The organism is Halanaerobaculum tunisiense, from assembly GCF_054657635.1.
This window is the reverse complement of the sequence record NZ_BAAHYI010000002.1, coordinates 115,766-132,251: the sequence shown is the minus strand read 5'-3', so window position 1 is coordinate 132,251 and position 16,486 is coordinate 115,766. Positions and strand designations below refer to the sequence as shown.

Here is a 16,486-nt window from a genome sequence, read left to right as displayed (position 1 = left end):
AATCTTTCATTAGAGAATAATAAACTAATTTTTATCTATTTTCTTTTAATTCCTCTATTTTAACTGGTCTTTCTTCTTCTAAAGACTTCTGAGCCGCTAAACCTATTAGTATAGGCTTTAATCCATCAGTTCCATTAACAGGAACTTCTTTATCATTATCTACTGCTTCAACAAATTGCCTAATCTCCTCAGCAAAAGACTCCATATATCTTTCTAAGAAGAAGTATAAAGGCTTTTCTTTAGCAACCCCATCTTTAGTACTAATTACAGCTGTTGACTCTGTATCATTAGTTACCTTAACTGAACCTTTAGAACCAAATACTTCTGCTCTCTGGTCATAACCATAGGCAGCTTCTCTACTATTATCAATAACAGCAATAGCTCCATTTTTTAATCTTAATGTAATTACTGCTGTATCAACATCTCCTGCTTCTCCAATAGCGGGATCAACTAATACTTCACCTGCTGCATATACTTCCTCTACTTCACTACCTGATAAGTAACGAACCATATCAAAATCATGAATAGTCATATCTAAAAAGATACCACCTGATACCTTTACATAATCTATTGGAGGAGCTTCAGGGTCTCTCGAAGTTATCTTTATAATATGTGGATCTCCTACTTTCCCTTCTTCTACAGCTTCCTTAACTGCTTTAAAATTATGATCAAATCTACGATTAAAACCAACTTGGAGTTTGACTCCTTCTTCTTCAATTACATCTAATACATCATGAATTTTATCTAAGCTATGGTCTATAGGTTTTTCACAAAAGATATCTTTACCAGCTTTAGCTGCTTCAATAGAAATTTGTGAATGAGTATCTGTTGAAGAACAAACTAATACTGCCTCAATTTCAGAATCATTTAAGATCTCTTTATAGTTTTTGTAAACGTTTTCGATGCCTAAAGAATTAGCCCATTCCTCAGTTTCATTATCCATATACGGATCTGCAATTGCCTTTAACTTAGCATCAGACACATACTTAGTTATACTCTTAGCATGCACCTTCCCAATTCTTCCTGCTCCAATAATACCTAATTTAATCATTATCTCACCTCTTTTAGTTTTATAAATTAGTTTTTTGTTTAATAAACTTTCTAGCCTGAACTGCATACTCAAATGGATTAGCCTCAGCTGGATCTTGTTCAGCTTCTACTACCATCCATCCTTCATAATCTGCTTCTTTTAAGGTTTTAAAGAGTGGATCAAAATCAATTACTCCATCCCCTGGGATTGTAAATGTTCCTTTCTTTACTCCTTCTAAAAAGCTTAATTTATTTTCTCTTACTTCTTCTAAGACCTTTTCTCTAACATCTTTTAGATGTACATGAACAATCTGATCTACATATTTAGTTAATAACTCTTCTACTGCCTCTTGAGTTCCTTCTGAATAATAAATGTGACCTGAATCAAATAATAAATATACATTATCGTTTGTTAGTTCCATAAATTTATCTACTTCATCAGGAGTTTGAATTCCAGTCCCCATATGATGGTGTAAACAAACCTTCATATCTTTCTCTGCTGCTAATTCAGCTAATTTATTATATCCTGCTGCTACTTTTTCCCATTCTTCTTCTGTGAACTCTGGTTTTTCTTCAAAAATAGGCTTATCTAAACCTTGAATACTATAACTTTGTTCTGAACAACCAATTACTTCAGCACCCATTTCATATAAAAAGTCTCTATGCTCAATAAAGTTCTCAATAGTTTCTTCCTGTGGCTTAGTTGCAAAAAACGTACTAAACCAAGCATTACAAATTTGAATTCCTCTAATATCTAACTTTGATTTTAATTCTTCCGGGTCATCTGGATATTTATTCCCTACTTCACTTCCTGTAAATCCTGCTAAAGCCATTTCGCTAACACATTGTTCAAAAGTATTTTCTGCTCCTAATTCTGGCAGGTCATCATTTGTCCAAGCAATCGGAGCTATTCCTAGCTTTACTTTCTTAGGATCCATTTTCATCTCAATTCCTCCTTAATATTTTCTAGCTTTTTCAATTTCAGCTTTTAAATCTTTATGAGCCTGTTGTACACTTTCTTTGTTAGATACTTCTGGTACACCTACTCTCCACCAAGACTCATAACCATGAGTCATAGTTTTTGGTAATACTTTAATATCAATCAAAGTAGAAACCTCTGATTTTTGAGCATCTTTAACTGCTTCTCTTAATTCATCTACATTGGTAACTGTATAAGTTTTCACTCCATAACCAGCTGCACTAGCAGCAAAATCAATTGGTACTAGTTCATCATCTAACTGCCCTGTCTTTTCATTTCTAAATCTAAACTCAGTTCCAAAGCTATCCATTCCTTGAGACATTTGCAAATTATTAATACAACCAAAGCTCATATTATCAAACAAAAGCACATTTATTTTCTTATTCTCTTGAATACTTGTTATCAACTCAGAATGTAACATCATATAACTTCCATCTCCAACCATAGCATATACTTCTTGGTCTGGAGCAGCAAATTTAATCCCTAATGCTCCTGCTACTTCATATCCCATACAAGAATATCCATACTCTAAATGATAAGTATTAGGTTCTTTAGGTCTCCAAACTCGTTGCAAATCTCCAGGCAGACTTCCAGAAGCTCCCATAACAATAGCATCACTAGCTAATAATTCATCTAATTCTCCCAAAGCTCTAGTTTGAGTTAATATACTTCCTGTATCTTCATTAAATTCTTCTAATACTTCATCTAAATGACCAGCTACTTCTGGAGTAAAGTCTTCTCCAGTATATTCTAAATTAAATAACCTATCTAACTCTTGTTCCCATTCTTCCTTAACAGTTTCAATTTCATCTGTATAAACAGATTGATACCCTCTACTTTCTAAAGCTTTAGTTAAATCTTTTAAACCAGCTTTAGCATCAGCTACCAATGGCAATGCATCTAATTTATAAGCATCAAACTCACAAATATTAATTCCCATAAAATCAACATCTGGATTCTGAAATAATTGTTTAGAAGAAGTCGTAAAGTCCGTAAATCTAGTTCCTACTCCAATTACTAAATCAGCTTCCTTGGCAATCTTATTAGCTGCTAAATTACCTGTAACTCCAATCCCACCTAGATTTAACTCATGATCCCATACAATAGCACTTTTACCAGCTTGAGTTTCAGCAAATGGGATATTAAACTTCTCTGCAAATTCTTTAAGTTCATTCGCTGCTTCTGAATATTTAACTCCTCCACCACAAATAAGTAGTGGTTTCTCTTTTGTAGTAATTAATTCTACCGCTTCTTCTAAGAAAGGTTTAGTTAATGGACGTCTGTCTAAACGATGAACTCTTTTTTCAAAAAATTCTTCTGGATAATTATATGCTTCAGCTTGCACATCTTGTGGTAGACAAATTGTAACCGCTCCTGTTTTAGCTGGATCTGTTAATACTCGCATAGCATTAATAGCAGCCGTCATTAACTGTTCCGGTCTATTTACCCTATCCCAATACTTACTTACTGACCTAAAAGCATCATTAGTAGTTGTTGTAAAGTTAGTTGGGCGTTCAATTTGCTGTAAAACTGGATCTGGTTGCCTACAAGCAAAAGTATCCCCTGGTAATAATAACAACGGAATTCTATTTGCTGTAGCTGTAGCTGCTGCTGTTACCATATTAGCTGCTCCTGGGCCAACTGAAGAAGTACAAGCATAAATTCTCTGTCTGTTATTTTGCTTAGCAAAAGCAGTAGCAGCATGAGCCATTCCTTGTTCATTACGTCCTTGGCGTACTACTAAATCACCCGGATCCTGTTCTAAAGCTTGACCTAAACCTACTACATTACCATGACCAAAAATGGCAAAAATCCCTTCAACAAACTTCTTTTCTTCTCCATCAACTTCTAGATACTGATTATCTAAAAATTTAACTAATGCTTGCGCAACTGTTAATCTAATTGTTCCCACAGCTTCCCCCCCCTTAACCTAAATTATTAAATTAACTATTCAGTATATTCTATATCAACAAGTTTATTTTCTTGGAAAGAATCCGTTAAAGCATAAGCTACTTCTGTATTTTTAGTTCCATCATAAACTGTAATATTAGGTTTTCTATCCTCAATGATACAATCTACAAATTCTTGTAACTCATTTAAGTAAGCTTCACCAAATCTTTCTATAAAACCTTGCGAACATTCCTTTCTGACTCCATCTTGATCTAATATCTCAACTAAATTCTTTTGTGGAACACTGCCAATCCTTAAAATCCCATCTGTCCCTATAATTTCAGTCTCTACATTATAGCCATGTGGGGCAGTTCGCCCTGCAAACAAGAAGGCCATTGCATCATTTTCAAATTTCATTAATGCAGATACATTATCTCCATCATCATATTCAGCAAACTGAGGATAAGAATAGCAACCACCAATTGCCCACGCTTGCTTAGGTTCAGACTCTAAAAACCACCTAGCTGCATCAATATCATGAACTGCCATATCAATAAATTCTCCCCCACTATGTTCTAGAAATTCTAATACTCCATCAATAGAGTGTTCAGGGTCCTGGCTATAACCTCTATACAAATATGGCTTACCGATTTTTCCTTCCTTAATCTTCTGTTTAGCATACACATAAGAAGGATCATATCTTCTCATAAACGCTAACATAAAGACTAAATCCGGATGATCTTCAACTGCTTTTTCAGCAACTTTACATTCTTCTACAGTAGTACCTAATGGCTTCTCAGAAAATACATGTAATCCAACATCAAAAGCTTTAGAAAGCTGTTCACAGTGTAAAGAAGAAGGAGAAGCAAGAACTACTCCCTCTAACTCTTCATTTTGAATCATTTCATCATAATCAGTATATATATATGGCACATCCCATTTCTCCTGTAATTCATTTAATTCATCTTCTTCTAAGGCACATAATGCTGTTAACTCTGCTTGTGGTACTTTAAAAGCAATATTTTTTGCATGCTGTAATCCTAATCTTCCTAAACCTACCATGCCAAGTTTGATTTTTTTCATAATCTAGCACCACCTCTAGTTTATATTCTAACACATTTAATATAAATATATTTTATCCTTTAATCTTCAGACCAAATTTTAGCATCTTGATCATATAACCACTCATGATCTGGATCATCAACTCTATCCGTCCAAGGATTAGCCTCTAAGTGTCTAATCATCCAACAAATATACATAGCATATCCAGGAGCAGATGTTTGAGGATGAATTAAACCACCAGGAATTGTTACTACATCATTATGTTCAACCTTTAGTACATCATCTCCAACAACTGAACAACCAAAACCTTGTGATTTATTGAATCGATAGTAATAAGCTTCTGGTTGTGCATGACTATGTGGTGGATAACTTGACCATTTACCTGGGTGAGTTATAGACTCTCCCATTACCATATTAGAATAGGGAGCATTATCGTAATCAAATACTGTTCTTACAGTTCTAGTAGCTGTATCATTCATTAGACCTTCACCAAATACATCTACTGTACAATCTTCTGGAGTATAAAAAACCGAATCAAATTCTTGGTCATTTCTAGTTTTTTGCACTAAAACTTCAGATTCAGCTTGAGCTGTAATTTTAACTTCAGTATCTTTAGAAACATGTAACACCCAAGGTTTTTCATCGAAACAAGAACTTCTAACAGCTTTTTCCTTATTTCCATCCCACTCAAAAGTAACTGCTCCATTAATGAGTAAATAAGCACTTTCTTTCTCCTGTTCTACAGTTGTCTCTTCCTGACCTGCTGCAAATTTTAAAATCCCAATATCCATTAACATAGTACTATATTGACCATCTAATTCAGTAATACTATTGTACCCCAATTCAAACTCTTCATCTTGCTTAATTAACATCATACCCCTCCTTTAAGAAATTAAGATGTCTAATTTTTCTTTTGTAACTTCAGTTACTGCTTGCATTGGCTTTTTAAATAATTTAATTCGATCAAACTCTTCCGGATTCTCTTCTATTTCTTCTTTTAAAGTTTTACCAAAAGCCATTCGTAAAGCAGTACCAATATTTACTTTTCCTACTTGAGTAGTAGCAAGCTTACTTAAATCTTGATCAGTTACCCCCGATGATCCATGAATCACTAATGGAATATCAACCATTTTTTCTATTTTTTCTAATCTATCATATTGGATTTTAGCCCCTTGTTTTTTCATTCGGTGTAAAGTTCCTACTGCTACTGCTAACGCATCAACATTGGTTTTTTCTGCAAATAACTGGGCCTCTTCTGGATCAGTATAAATTTCCTTAGCTTCAATTGAAGAATCATTATATCCTACAGATCCAATTTCTGCCTCTACTGCTACTCCAACAGAATGAGCTAACTTTACAACTTCTTGAGTTTTAGCTATATTTTCTTCTAAAGGTAACTGAGAACCATCATACATTACTGAAGTAAATCCACTTTTAATAGCTCTTACAACTAAAGAATAATCTTTAGCATGATCTAATTTAACACATACTGGTACTTTAGCTTCCTTAGCTAAATTACATAAGATATCTGCCAAAACTTCTACTGGCATATGCTCAACAGCATCTTTATTAGCCATTAAGATTACTGGAGCATCCATTTCTTCAGCAGCTTTAATTACTGCAGTAGCATCTTCATAACCATACACATTAAACCCAGCAATAGCATAATCATTGTTAGCTGCCTGATTAACCATCTCTACTAAATTTACTAACATAGCTTACCTCCTTATACTCTAGCTACTCTTTCTCCATATTCTTCCTTTTTCTCCTTAATAAACTTTTTAATTTCTTCAACTGTTGGCATAGCCTCTGAACAACTATGAGCTGAAACTAACATAGATGCTGACGCACTACCAAATTCTAAAGCATCAATCACATCCCAATCTTCTAATAATCCATAGATAAAGGCTGATGCATAAGCATCTCCTCCACCAAATGATTTCAATAATTCTACTGGGAATATCTTAATATCAAAGCTTTGACCATCTTTGGTATAAGCAGTTGATCCATCTGCACCATGCTTAATAACTACTAATTTACTGTTATGTTCAAACCATCTATTAGCCACTTCTTCATCAGTTCTATCTTCTGTCCCTGTTAATTTTTCCATATAATCAAATTCTTCTCGGGAACCAATAATTATATCACTTTTCTCAGCTGCTATTGTATAATAGATTCCTGTTTCAGTTTCATCCACCCAAGAATAAGGTCGATAATCAATATCAAAGATAACCTTAACATTATTCTTTCTAGCATACTCAATTGCTAATAAAGCAGCTTTACGAGATGGATTCTTAGATAAAGCAGTTCCAGAAATCAATAAAATCTTTGCTTGTTTAATATATTCCTCATCAATATCATCTGTACAAAGTTGTAAGTCAACTGCTTTATTGCGATACATTAAGATACTACTTTCCGTTGGACTTTTAATCTCTGTAAAAGCTAGCCCCGTCTTAGCTCCTGATTTATCAACAGGAACATTAGAAATATCTATTCCTTCATTTTCAAAGTAATTTGTTATATATCTACCAAATTGATCATTAGCTACCCTACCTAAAAAACCTACCTTTTTACCTAACCTTGCCATTCCAATAGAAATATTGGCAGGTGATCCCCCAACATATTTTGTAAAGGTTTCCGTCTCTTCTAAAGGACGATGAATTTCATTAGCATTTAAATCTACACCTGCTCTACCTAAAGCTATTAAATCTAATGGTTTAGTTTCATCAAACTGTAAATTATTCATAGGTTATCCCCCTCTTATAAGATCAAAATTAAATTTTTCTATATTAATCAAAAAACCCCTCACTAATATACCAAGAGAAATAATTAATTCTCTTGATAAATATAGTAAGGGGTTATAGACTAATAAGGTTATTTCCCTAATAAAATACAATTTTATTAAACGTTTACAAAAATTCTAAAAAATAAACTTTTGCTTGTAAATTATTCACTTATTATCTCTAATTATATTATATGAAATTATTCTATAAATGTCAATAATTTAAAAGAATTATCTCCAATTATTATTAAATAATAATTACTTTCTATAAAAGTTCTTTATATAATTCAATTATCTCTTGTTTAGAAAATTCATATATTGCATTATCTGGACTTCCACTTTCAAGAGCATCTTTAGCCATTTTATCAACATTAGCTAAAAACTCATCCTCATTTATACCTAAGTCTACTGCTTTAGAAGGAATTTCAATATCACTACATAATTCACTAACTTCCTTTACTCCTTCTTTAGCTGCTTCTAAATCAGAAAGTCCTGATCTATCAACACCCATAGCTTCTGCTACATCTGCAAATCTAGCAGTTGCCCCTTTAAGTGCTTTATTCATACACACAGGTAATAAAATAGCATTTGAAACACCATGAGCAATATGAAATAAAGCACCTATTGGTCTAGACATTCCATGCACTACAGTTACAGAAGAATTATTAAAAGACATCCCTGCTTCCATAGCTGCTAACATCATTTTTTCTCGAGCTTCCATATCAGATCCATCTTTCCAAGCTCGTCGTAAGTATTTAGATATTTTTCTAATAGCAGATAACGCTAAAGTATCTGCTAAAGGTTGGTGATCAACAGAAGTATAAGCTTCAATAGCATGAGTTAAAGCATCTATCCCTGTTGCAGCTGTAACTTTAGGTGGTACTGATTTCGTAAATTTAGCGTCTACAATCGCTACATCAGGAACTATCTCTTTACTCCCTATTAACATTTTTACATCGTTTTTGGTATCTGCTATTATTGTAAATTGAGTAACTTCAGAACCAGTTCCAGCTGTAGTCGGTACTGCTATCACAGGAGGAGATGGTTGCTTTATTTTTCCTAATCCCATGTAATCAGTTATATGACCAGGATTAGTAATCATAGCTCCAATTCCTTTAGCAGCATCAATAGGACTTCCACCACCAACAGCAATTACAAAATCACACTTTTGATTTTGATAGATTTCTACTCCTTCTTCTATATGCCAATCTTTAGGTTCTGAATTAACCTTACTATAAATTGAATAATCTATTCCTTGGTTTTCTAAGATAGTAGTAATTTTTTCTATATGACCTATATCTTTCATAACTTTATCAGTAACCACTAATGCCTTATTTCCAATAGTAGATAACTTATTTCTAGATTCTTCTAAAACACCTTCACCATAAAAAATATTTGGTGGTGTTAAAAATTCATACATTTTTATCTTCCTCCCTAACTTAAGTTTACATTAAACGTTTACAAAAATTGAAAAACAAAACTATCATTTTATAGAAGATTATATCCTTATCTATGAAATTAAATTATAAAATAATACATTATAAACTTAATATTTTTAAATTTGTACTTAATTAAATATTAAACGTTTACAAAGGGTAATAACTTTTAATTGCAAATTTACTTAACAACATCTTCAATAAAAATTATAACTAACTATGATATAAATGTCAATAGTTCTATAAATTTATTTTAATATGATATTATTAAGTTTACGAAAATTTAATTAATAAAGCAGGGGAAACTTTGCTCTATAACAACTATCCACTATATTATATTGTAACTAAATCACAAAAATTAATTTTTAGTTCCTAAACTAAATTATTTAATTTTATAGGTTGTTGAATAACTAAATTTTCCAAATGAATATGAAAAAGTTACCCATTTCTAGTAACATGTTAAGTAATCACACAAAACAATAACCAGAAAGGACGACTTAACATGATTATACCAGCTAATGTACTAAAAGAAAACCATTTTTATAAAATAGGAATACCTTTTTTACCAACTTCATGAATATAATCTATTAGATTCTTTGTTATATGTTTTTTAGCTAAAGAAATAAAATAGCTTAAGCTTTCTTCTTTCGGTATTAAAATTATTTAGAATTTCTAAATAATTATAGGCTAAATAAACAATTTCCCAACGTGTAGAATGGTATTCTATAATAGTTAAGTTATCTAACTCTAAATCAGTAGTTAAAATACATTTTGGAGTTTCATCGGTAGAAAAGGTAATTTCCCAACATAATAAGACTTTTGCACAATTAATGTTGCCAATTGATCCTTGATACTCGTAAACATAATAGAAGTCGTCATCAGTAATGATAAAATCTAAATCATCTTCCGAAAGAGAAGAATAAAAATTACCTGGTAAGTTATAGTAGTCTTCTTGGTTAGCCAGTCGGTCTTTAGCGGAGGGAGCTTAATAACAGGTAATAAAAGGGGCTGTAAAATCTAAAGCCCCTGATTCAATAGTAAACTGATGCATTAATTCAGCAAACATAGTCTTACCTACTCCAGTAGCCCCTAATAATAAAGTATGCACCCATTCAGAGGATATAAAATAGCTGCTTTAGCTCATTCGATAAGCGTCTTAAGACTACCTTGCTTGCCAATTATCTTGTCTAGCTAACTAATTTAAATAGCCACTAACATTAGAGCGATGTAAGTCAAGTTCCTGGGCCAACTCTCCTGCGGAAAAACCTAGCTTATCTACTTTAATCATATCTCTTCCGTTGGCGTGAAGAAGGAATCTTTAGCTCTTGGCGGTACTTAGCTACAGTTCTTCGGGAAATATCTATTCCTGCTGTCTCTAATTCTTCACTTAGTTGTCTATCACTTAGTGGTTGGTGCTTATCCTCATTAGCTACTACTTCCTTCAGGTGTTCCTTAATACTAACTACTGATACTTTTCCCTGACTAGTATCAATCCCAGCAGTAAATAAGAACTTAAACGGAAATAACCCCTGCGGTGTCTGGATATATTTATTACTAGTAGCTCGACTAACTGTTGACTCGTGCATCTCAATCCGCTCAGCAATTTGAGCCATTGTCATCGGCTGAAGATGCTTGACTCCTTTAGCTAAAAACTCCTGCTGTAAAGATATAATCTCCTCTACTATATTATAAACAGTCTGTCTGCGCTGTTCAATACTTTTAATTAACCATAAGGCAGAATCTAACTTATCTGCTAGATAATCTTGGCTTTGTTTGTCGGCTCCTTGTTTTAATAACTTACGATAGTAGCTATTAATATGCAGAGTAGGAAAGCTAGTCTGATTCAAGAAGATCAGATAATCATCTGTTGTTTCTTTAATCACCACATCTGGTTCGAGATAATTATTGCCTTCTTGTTGCTTAAACTTCTCGGCGGGCAAAGGAGTCAAAGACTTAATTAAATCCACTAGTTGCTGGACTGAACTAGCTTCTATCTTCAGTCCTCGAGCAATCTTGCTAATCTGATTCTTATCTAATTCCTCTTGGTAATCAATAATAATCTGCCGGGCCAACTTAATCTGTTCTTGATTAGTAGGATCCTCTAATCTATCTAACTGTAATAGTAATGATTCTTGGACATCTGAGGCAGCAATCCCAGCTGGATCAAGTTGTTGTACTTTAACTACAACTTCCTGGACTTGCTCCTGACTTACATTTAACCTGTTAGCAACTTCAATCAACTCAGTAAAAAAGCCAGCCTGATCTAAACTACCTATAATTTCTTCGCCAATCTCTTTTTCTTGCTTATTAGCCACTACCAAATGTAACTGCTTTTCTAAATATTCCTCTAAAGTCAACTCTGCAGCTACAAAATTTTCATAATCAACCTTTTCTTCATTATTAGCTACATAACTATCTCCTGGTGCCTTGTATTCTTCTTCTAACTCCAATAAAGGATTATCCAACATCTCCTCGGCTAGATGATCCTTGAGTTCTAATGAAGATAACTGTAATAAATTTATAGCCTGTCTTAATTTAGGGGTCATAGTCAGCTCTTGCTTTTGTTGTTGTTTCTGGCGTAAACCAGTCCGATAATCTAACTTCATAACTACCCCACCTTTTTTAGTCCTTTTATCTTTAGTTTATAACATTTTGGTGAATAATTAAATTATAATTTTGATTACTGAAAGATTATTGATATATCGTGGCACTTTCGTGCCACAGCTATCAGCTATCTGCTATGTGCCGTGTGCTAATTCAAATTCAAAACCACAGATCCAGTTCAATTCCTTAAAACATAGTAATCTTAAAGGGTTAGATTTTGAATTTGAAGGTTTTGAATTGGCTGACAGCACACGACTGACGACTGTGTCACCTTTGGTGACACAATATACCAATACAAAAAGACCAACTACTCAAAAAGAGTAATTGGCCTTTAAATTATTATTTAGAAAAATTATTGCTTAATCTCGCTTATAACTGTTGACTTAAAAATTCTTCAATCTCTTCAGCAGTAGAATAAGTTAAAGCCTCTTCAGCAATTTCTTCTGCTTGATCTAAAGTTAAGTTCCGGATGGTATTCTTTACTTCTGGAATAGTTACAGCACTCATACTAAATTCGTCCAATCCAATTCCTAACAGATAAGCAGCTAATCGTTTATCGCCTGCCATTTCTCCACACATACCTGCCCAGTTACCTTCCTTGTGAGCAGCTTCTACAACTCGCTTAATCAAGCGTAATAAAGCAGGGTGGAAGGGCTGATAGAGATGAGAAATATTTTCATTCATTCTATCAGTAGCAGTTGTGTACTGGATTAAGTCATTAGTTCCAATACTAAAGAAGTCTGTCTCCTTAGCTAAAATATCAGCTGTCATTGCTGCAGCTGGTACCTCAATCATCATTCCTACTTCTAAGTCCTCAGCAAAGTCAACTCCTTCTTCTCTTAACTCGGACTTGACTTCCTCTAAAATTTCATTAGCTGCTCGTAGTTGTTCAACAGCAGAAATCATAGGATACATGATTTTAATTTCACCATAGGCACTAGCTCGTAAGATAGCCCGCAATTGGGTCTTAAAGATATCTGTCTTATCTAAACAGATTCTAATAGCTCGATAACCTAAGAACGGATTCATTTCCTCTGGTAAATCTAAGTAAGGTAGCTCTTTGTCGCCACCAATATCTAAAGTTCTAATTACTATTGGCCCATCTATCTGTTCTGCTACCTCTTTATAAGCCTTAAACTGTTCTTCTTCTGTTGGTAGAGAATCACGATCCATATATAGGAATTCACTACGATAAAGGCCAATTCCCTCAGCACCTTTATCAAGAACACCTGCTACATCATTAGGAGTACCAATATTAGCTGCTAATTCTACCTGATGGCCATCTTTAGTCTCTGCTGGCTCCTCCTTTAATTGGGCCAACTTCTTCTTGCGCTCTGCATATTCTTCTGCTTTTTGCTCATATTCTGCTACTTCTTCTGCTGTAGGTTCTAAAATTACTGTACCTTCTATTCCATCAACAATAATCTCCATTTCATCTTCTGCCTTGTCTAAAATATCATTCGCTCCTACTACAGCTGGTAGTTCTAAGGATCGAGCCATAATAGCAGTATGAGAAGTTCTTCCTCCTACCTGAGTAGCAAAACCTAACACTTGATCAGTATCAACTTGAGCTGTATCAGATGGAGTTAAATCTTCAGCAACTAGAACAACTTCTTTATCCAGCTGGGCTAAAGATGCTTGTTCTACTCCTAATAAATTTCTTAAAATTCGGGTTCCTACATCCCTAACATCACTAGCTCGTTCTCTCATATATTCATCTTCCATATTAGCAAACATAGTAGCAAACTGTTCTACTGTTTCTTCTAAAGCAGCTTCAGCATTAATTTCTTCTGTCTCAATTTTATTGTCAACAGCAGAAATTAATTCTGGATCTTCTACCACCATTAAGTGGGCTTGGAAGATCTCTGCTTTATCTGATCCCATATCCTCTTTTACTTGTTCTTTAATAGCTCGTAATTGTTCTTTAGATTCTTCAATAGCCACAGCAAATCTCTCTTGTTCTGCCTCAACATCTGTAATACTCTTCTCTTCGTAGGATAGATCTTCTTCTTCTAACACCATTACTTCACTAATTACAATCCCGGGCGAAGCAGCTACTCCTGTCAATTCCTGGCTCATTTAATACTACCTCCTCCAAAATAAATTATTAGCTTTATTCACCAAATCCATCTGCAATTAAGTCTACAATTGCTGTAACAGCTACTTGAGCATCGTCTCCTTCAGCCTTAATAATTAGCTCTGTACTCTGGTTGATTCCTAGGCTCATAATCCCCATAATACTTTTAGCATTGACTTCCTGATCATCTTTAACAATCTTAATATCAGCATCAAATCCCTCTGCTTCTTTAACAATCATAGATGCTGGTCTAGCATGAATTCCCGTCTCATTTTCTACTGTTACCTGTTCTTCTACCATTTATATTCCCCCCATAACTTAATTTATTATTGGCTCAGTTATATTTAATGCAAATTAAATGCCATAGTTTATTATATAACTTAATTAACCTATAACAAGAACTTTAACTTAATTACAAACTGTAATTAGTAGCTAATTAATTATAACCATCATAAATTATCATTATCAACTATATAGGGAATTATTTAATTTATTAACTTAACAAACTACCAATAATCATAAACTTGCTTGATATTTTTTACCAAGCCTCTTGTTCTTTTTTACCAACTAATCTACTAGGCCATACTTGCGGGCTTTATTAGCTACTGTTTTATGGGTCACCCCTAATACTTTCCCAGCAGCATTGAAACTACCGTATTTATCTAAAGCTAACTTAATAATCTCCTGTTCATACTCTTCTAAAGAAGCTACTTCTTCCTCAGCAGTTAAATTAACTAATGATTGATTACTACTATATTTATCTGTAATATAATTAGGTAGATTAGCTAAAGATATCCGTTGATTATCAATAAAATTAATAGCTCTTTCAATTATATTCTGTAACTCTCGCACATTACCAGGCCAGGAATAATCAGCTAATACCTCTAAAGCCTCTTGAGAAATACTGTCAACTGGCTTGTCCAATTTAGTAGCTAACTGATCCACAAAGTAATTAACTAGCAAAGGAATATCCTCTTTGCGCTCTCTTAGAGGAGGTAAAATAATTGGAATCACATTCAATCTATAGTATAAGTCTTCTCTGAAAGATCCTTCGCTAATCATCTCCTCTAAATCGCGGTTAGTAGCAGTGATGACTCTAATATCAACTTCGATCCTTTCTGTGCCACCTACTCTAACAAAAGACCTTTGCTGGAGTACTCTTAATAGTTTAACCTGTAATTCTATTGGCAATTCACCGATTTCATCTAAAAAGATAGTTCCACTATCAGCCAACTCAAATTTACCGATCTTTCTCTGCTGTGCTCCAGTAAAAGCACCCTGTTCGTAGCCAAATAATTCACTCTCAATTAAATTAGCTGGAATAGCAGCACAATTAATCCGGATGAAAGGTCCATTTTGCCGACTGCTAGAGTAATGAATAGCCTCAGCTACTAACTCTTTACCTGTTCCACTTTCTCCTCTGATTAAAACTGTAGAACTAGTCTCAGCTGCTTTAGATGCTTTAACTAGTGCTTCTCTCAATTCACTACTCTTGCCTATAATTCTTTGGAAAGGTTGATCTAATTTTTTCTCTCGTTTTAATTCCTGTTCTAAATACTCTGCTTTAGCAGATAACTCCTTTAATCTCTGGGCCAACTTTTCCACTTCTGTCTTCTTTTTCGAAACCACAACTGCTCCTTCTACCTGACCTTCTACTTCAATGGGGTAGATATTAGAAATAATAACTAACTCTTCACTCTTATTAGTTACTACTCCTGTCTTACTTACTCCAGTCTCTAAAACCTCCTGATAGGTCTGATTCCCACTAATCTCTTCTATTGACCTCCCAATTACTTCTGAAGGATCAATATCTAACATCTGACCATAAGTAGAATTTACATAATCTATCTCTCCTGCTTCATCAACTACACAGATACCATCCTGAACTGATTCTAAAATCAAATGCAGTCGTTCCTGTAAAGCTTTAACCTCTTTTAACTCACCAGATAACCTCTCTAAAGTAGATATATCCTGAAAGACTGCTATTGCCCCTACTACTTGACCAGCAGACAGGATAGGAGTCCGATTAGTAATTATTGTAGCCTGGTTAATCATCTGTCGCTGGCCAAGTTCAGAACTACCATTTGCTAGCACTTTTTTTAACCGCGAGTTAGGGATAACAGAAGTTACTTGTTCCCCGATTACTCGATTAGCCTCTAGTCCTGTAATCCGCTCTGCCGCTGGATTGAAACTGGTAATAATCCCCTTCTGATCCACAATAATAACTCCATTAGCTATACTGGTAAAAACTTTATCCATAGCAGTCGTAGTCTGTTGTAACAATTCATCAACTTCTGCTTTAGTCTGACTATCCTCTAAATTGAATTCTCCTTCTAAAAAAGAAATAAACTCCTGCAGAGAATCTGGCGCATTCTCCCCCTTACTAACGGCTATAATATCATCCTGGTAGGCAATATTAGAGGAAGTAACTGAAATCAGACTGGTAGCAGGTAAGAGGTCATCTTCTTTAGCTCCTATAAATAACTTATCCCCGTATTTATTCTTCAGTCGGTTAGCCTCCTGGACAATCGTAGCTGCTACTCTAGCGTGTAAACCTTTAGGATGAGTAAAAGTTAATATCTCCTGTTCAACCACTAGCTCAATCCTCCTTAGTTATTAGTCGTCAG

The 16,486-nt window shown here is 34.2% G+C and carries 12 protein-coding genes and 1 pseudogene; all 13 read right to left on the bottom strand.

Annotated features, from left to right (window positions below):
• Positions 1-31 precede the first annotated feature (31 nt).
• Entirely contained in the window at positions 32-1,051 is a 1,020-nt protein-coding gene (gene iolG, locus ACYQ3D_RS02235; RefSeq protein WP_459835735.1) for an inositol 2-dehydrogenase, read from the bottom strand.
• 19 nt (positions 1,052-1,070) lie between these two features.
• Positions 1,071-1,967: a myo-inosose-2 dehydratase gene (gene iolE, locus ACYQ3D_RS02230; protein ID WP_459836083.1), complete on the bottom strand. Its 897-nt coding sequence runs from the start codon at positions 1,965-1,967 to the stop codon at positions 1,071-1,073.
• Between the two features lie 18 nt (positions 1,968-1,985).
• On the bottom strand, positions 1,986-3,920 hold the full coding sequence (iolD, locus tag ACYQ3D_RS02225; protein WP_459835733.1) for a 3D-(3,5/4)-trihydroxycyclohexane-1,2-dione acylhydrolase (decyclizing): 1,935 nt from the start codon (positions 3,918-3,920) through the stop codon (positions 1,986-1,988).
• A 35-nt stretch (positions 3,921-3,955) separates the two neighbouring features.
• Entirely contained in the window at positions 3,956-4,981 is a 1,026-nt protein-coding gene (locus ACYQ3D_RS02220; protein WP_459835731.1) for a Gfo/Idh/MocA family protein, read from the bottom strand.
• 59 nt (positions 4,982-5,040) lie between these two features.
• The gene (locus ACYQ3D_RS02215; RefSeq protein WP_459835729.1) at positions 5,041-5,832 is read right to left on the bottom strand and encodes a 5-deoxy-glucuronate isomerase; all 792 of its coding nucleotides are present in this window, start codon (positions 5,830-5,832) and stop codon (positions 5,041-5,043) included.
• Positions 5,833-5,844: 12 nt separating this feature from the next.
• Entirely contained in the window at positions 5,845-6,675 is an 831-nt protein-coding gene (locus ACYQ3D_RS02210) for a class II fructose-bisphosphate aldolase (protein WP_459835727.1), read from the bottom strand.
• 11 nt (positions 6,676-6,686) lie between these two features.
• Entirely contained in the window at positions 6,687-7,706 is a 1,020-nt protein-coding gene (gene iolC, locus ACYQ3D_RS02205) for a 5-dehydro-2-deoxygluconokinase (RefSeq protein ID WP_459835725.1), read from the bottom strand.
• 301 nt (positions 7,707-8,007) lie between these two features.
• Entirely contained in the window at positions 8,008-9,162 is a 1,155-nt protein-coding gene (locus ACYQ3D_RS02200; protein WP_459835723.1) for an iron-containing alcohol dehydrogenase, read from the bottom strand.
• A gap of 1,013 nt (positions 9,163-10,175) precedes the next feature.
• Positions 10,176-10,369: pseudogene (locus ACYQ3D_RS02195) on the bottom strand (sigma 54-interacting transcriptional regulator); the annotation flags it as partial.
• Positions 10,370-10,458: 89 nt separating this feature from the next.
• Complete coding sequence (gene rpoN / locus ACYQ3D_RS02190; protein ID WP_459835721.1) at positions 10,459-11,784, bottom strand: RNA polymerase factor sigma-54; 1,326 nt, start codon at positions 11,782-11,784, stop codon at positions 10,459-10,461.
• A 367-nt stretch (positions 11,785-12,151) separates the two neighbouring features.
• Positions 12,152-13,861, bottom strand: coding sequence for a phosphoenolpyruvate--protein phosphotransferase (gene ptsP, locus ACYQ3D_RS02185; protein WP_459835719.1), 1,710 nt, complete (start codon positions 13,859-13,861; stop codon positions 12,152-12,154).
• Positions 13,862-13,895: 34 nt separating this feature from the next.
• A complete protein-coding gene (locus ACYQ3D_RS02180) occupies positions 13,896-14,159 on the bottom strand; it encodes an HPr family phosphocarrier protein (protein WP_459835717.1) in 264 nt (87 codons plus the stop codon).
• Positions 14,160-14,426: 267 nt separating this feature from the next.
• Entirely contained in the window at positions 14,427-16,454 is a 2,028-nt protein-coding gene (locus ACYQ3D_RS02175) for a sigma 54-interacting transcriptional regulator (RefSeq protein WP_459835714.1), read from the bottom strand.
• Positions 16,455-16,486 lie beyond the last annotated feature (32 nt).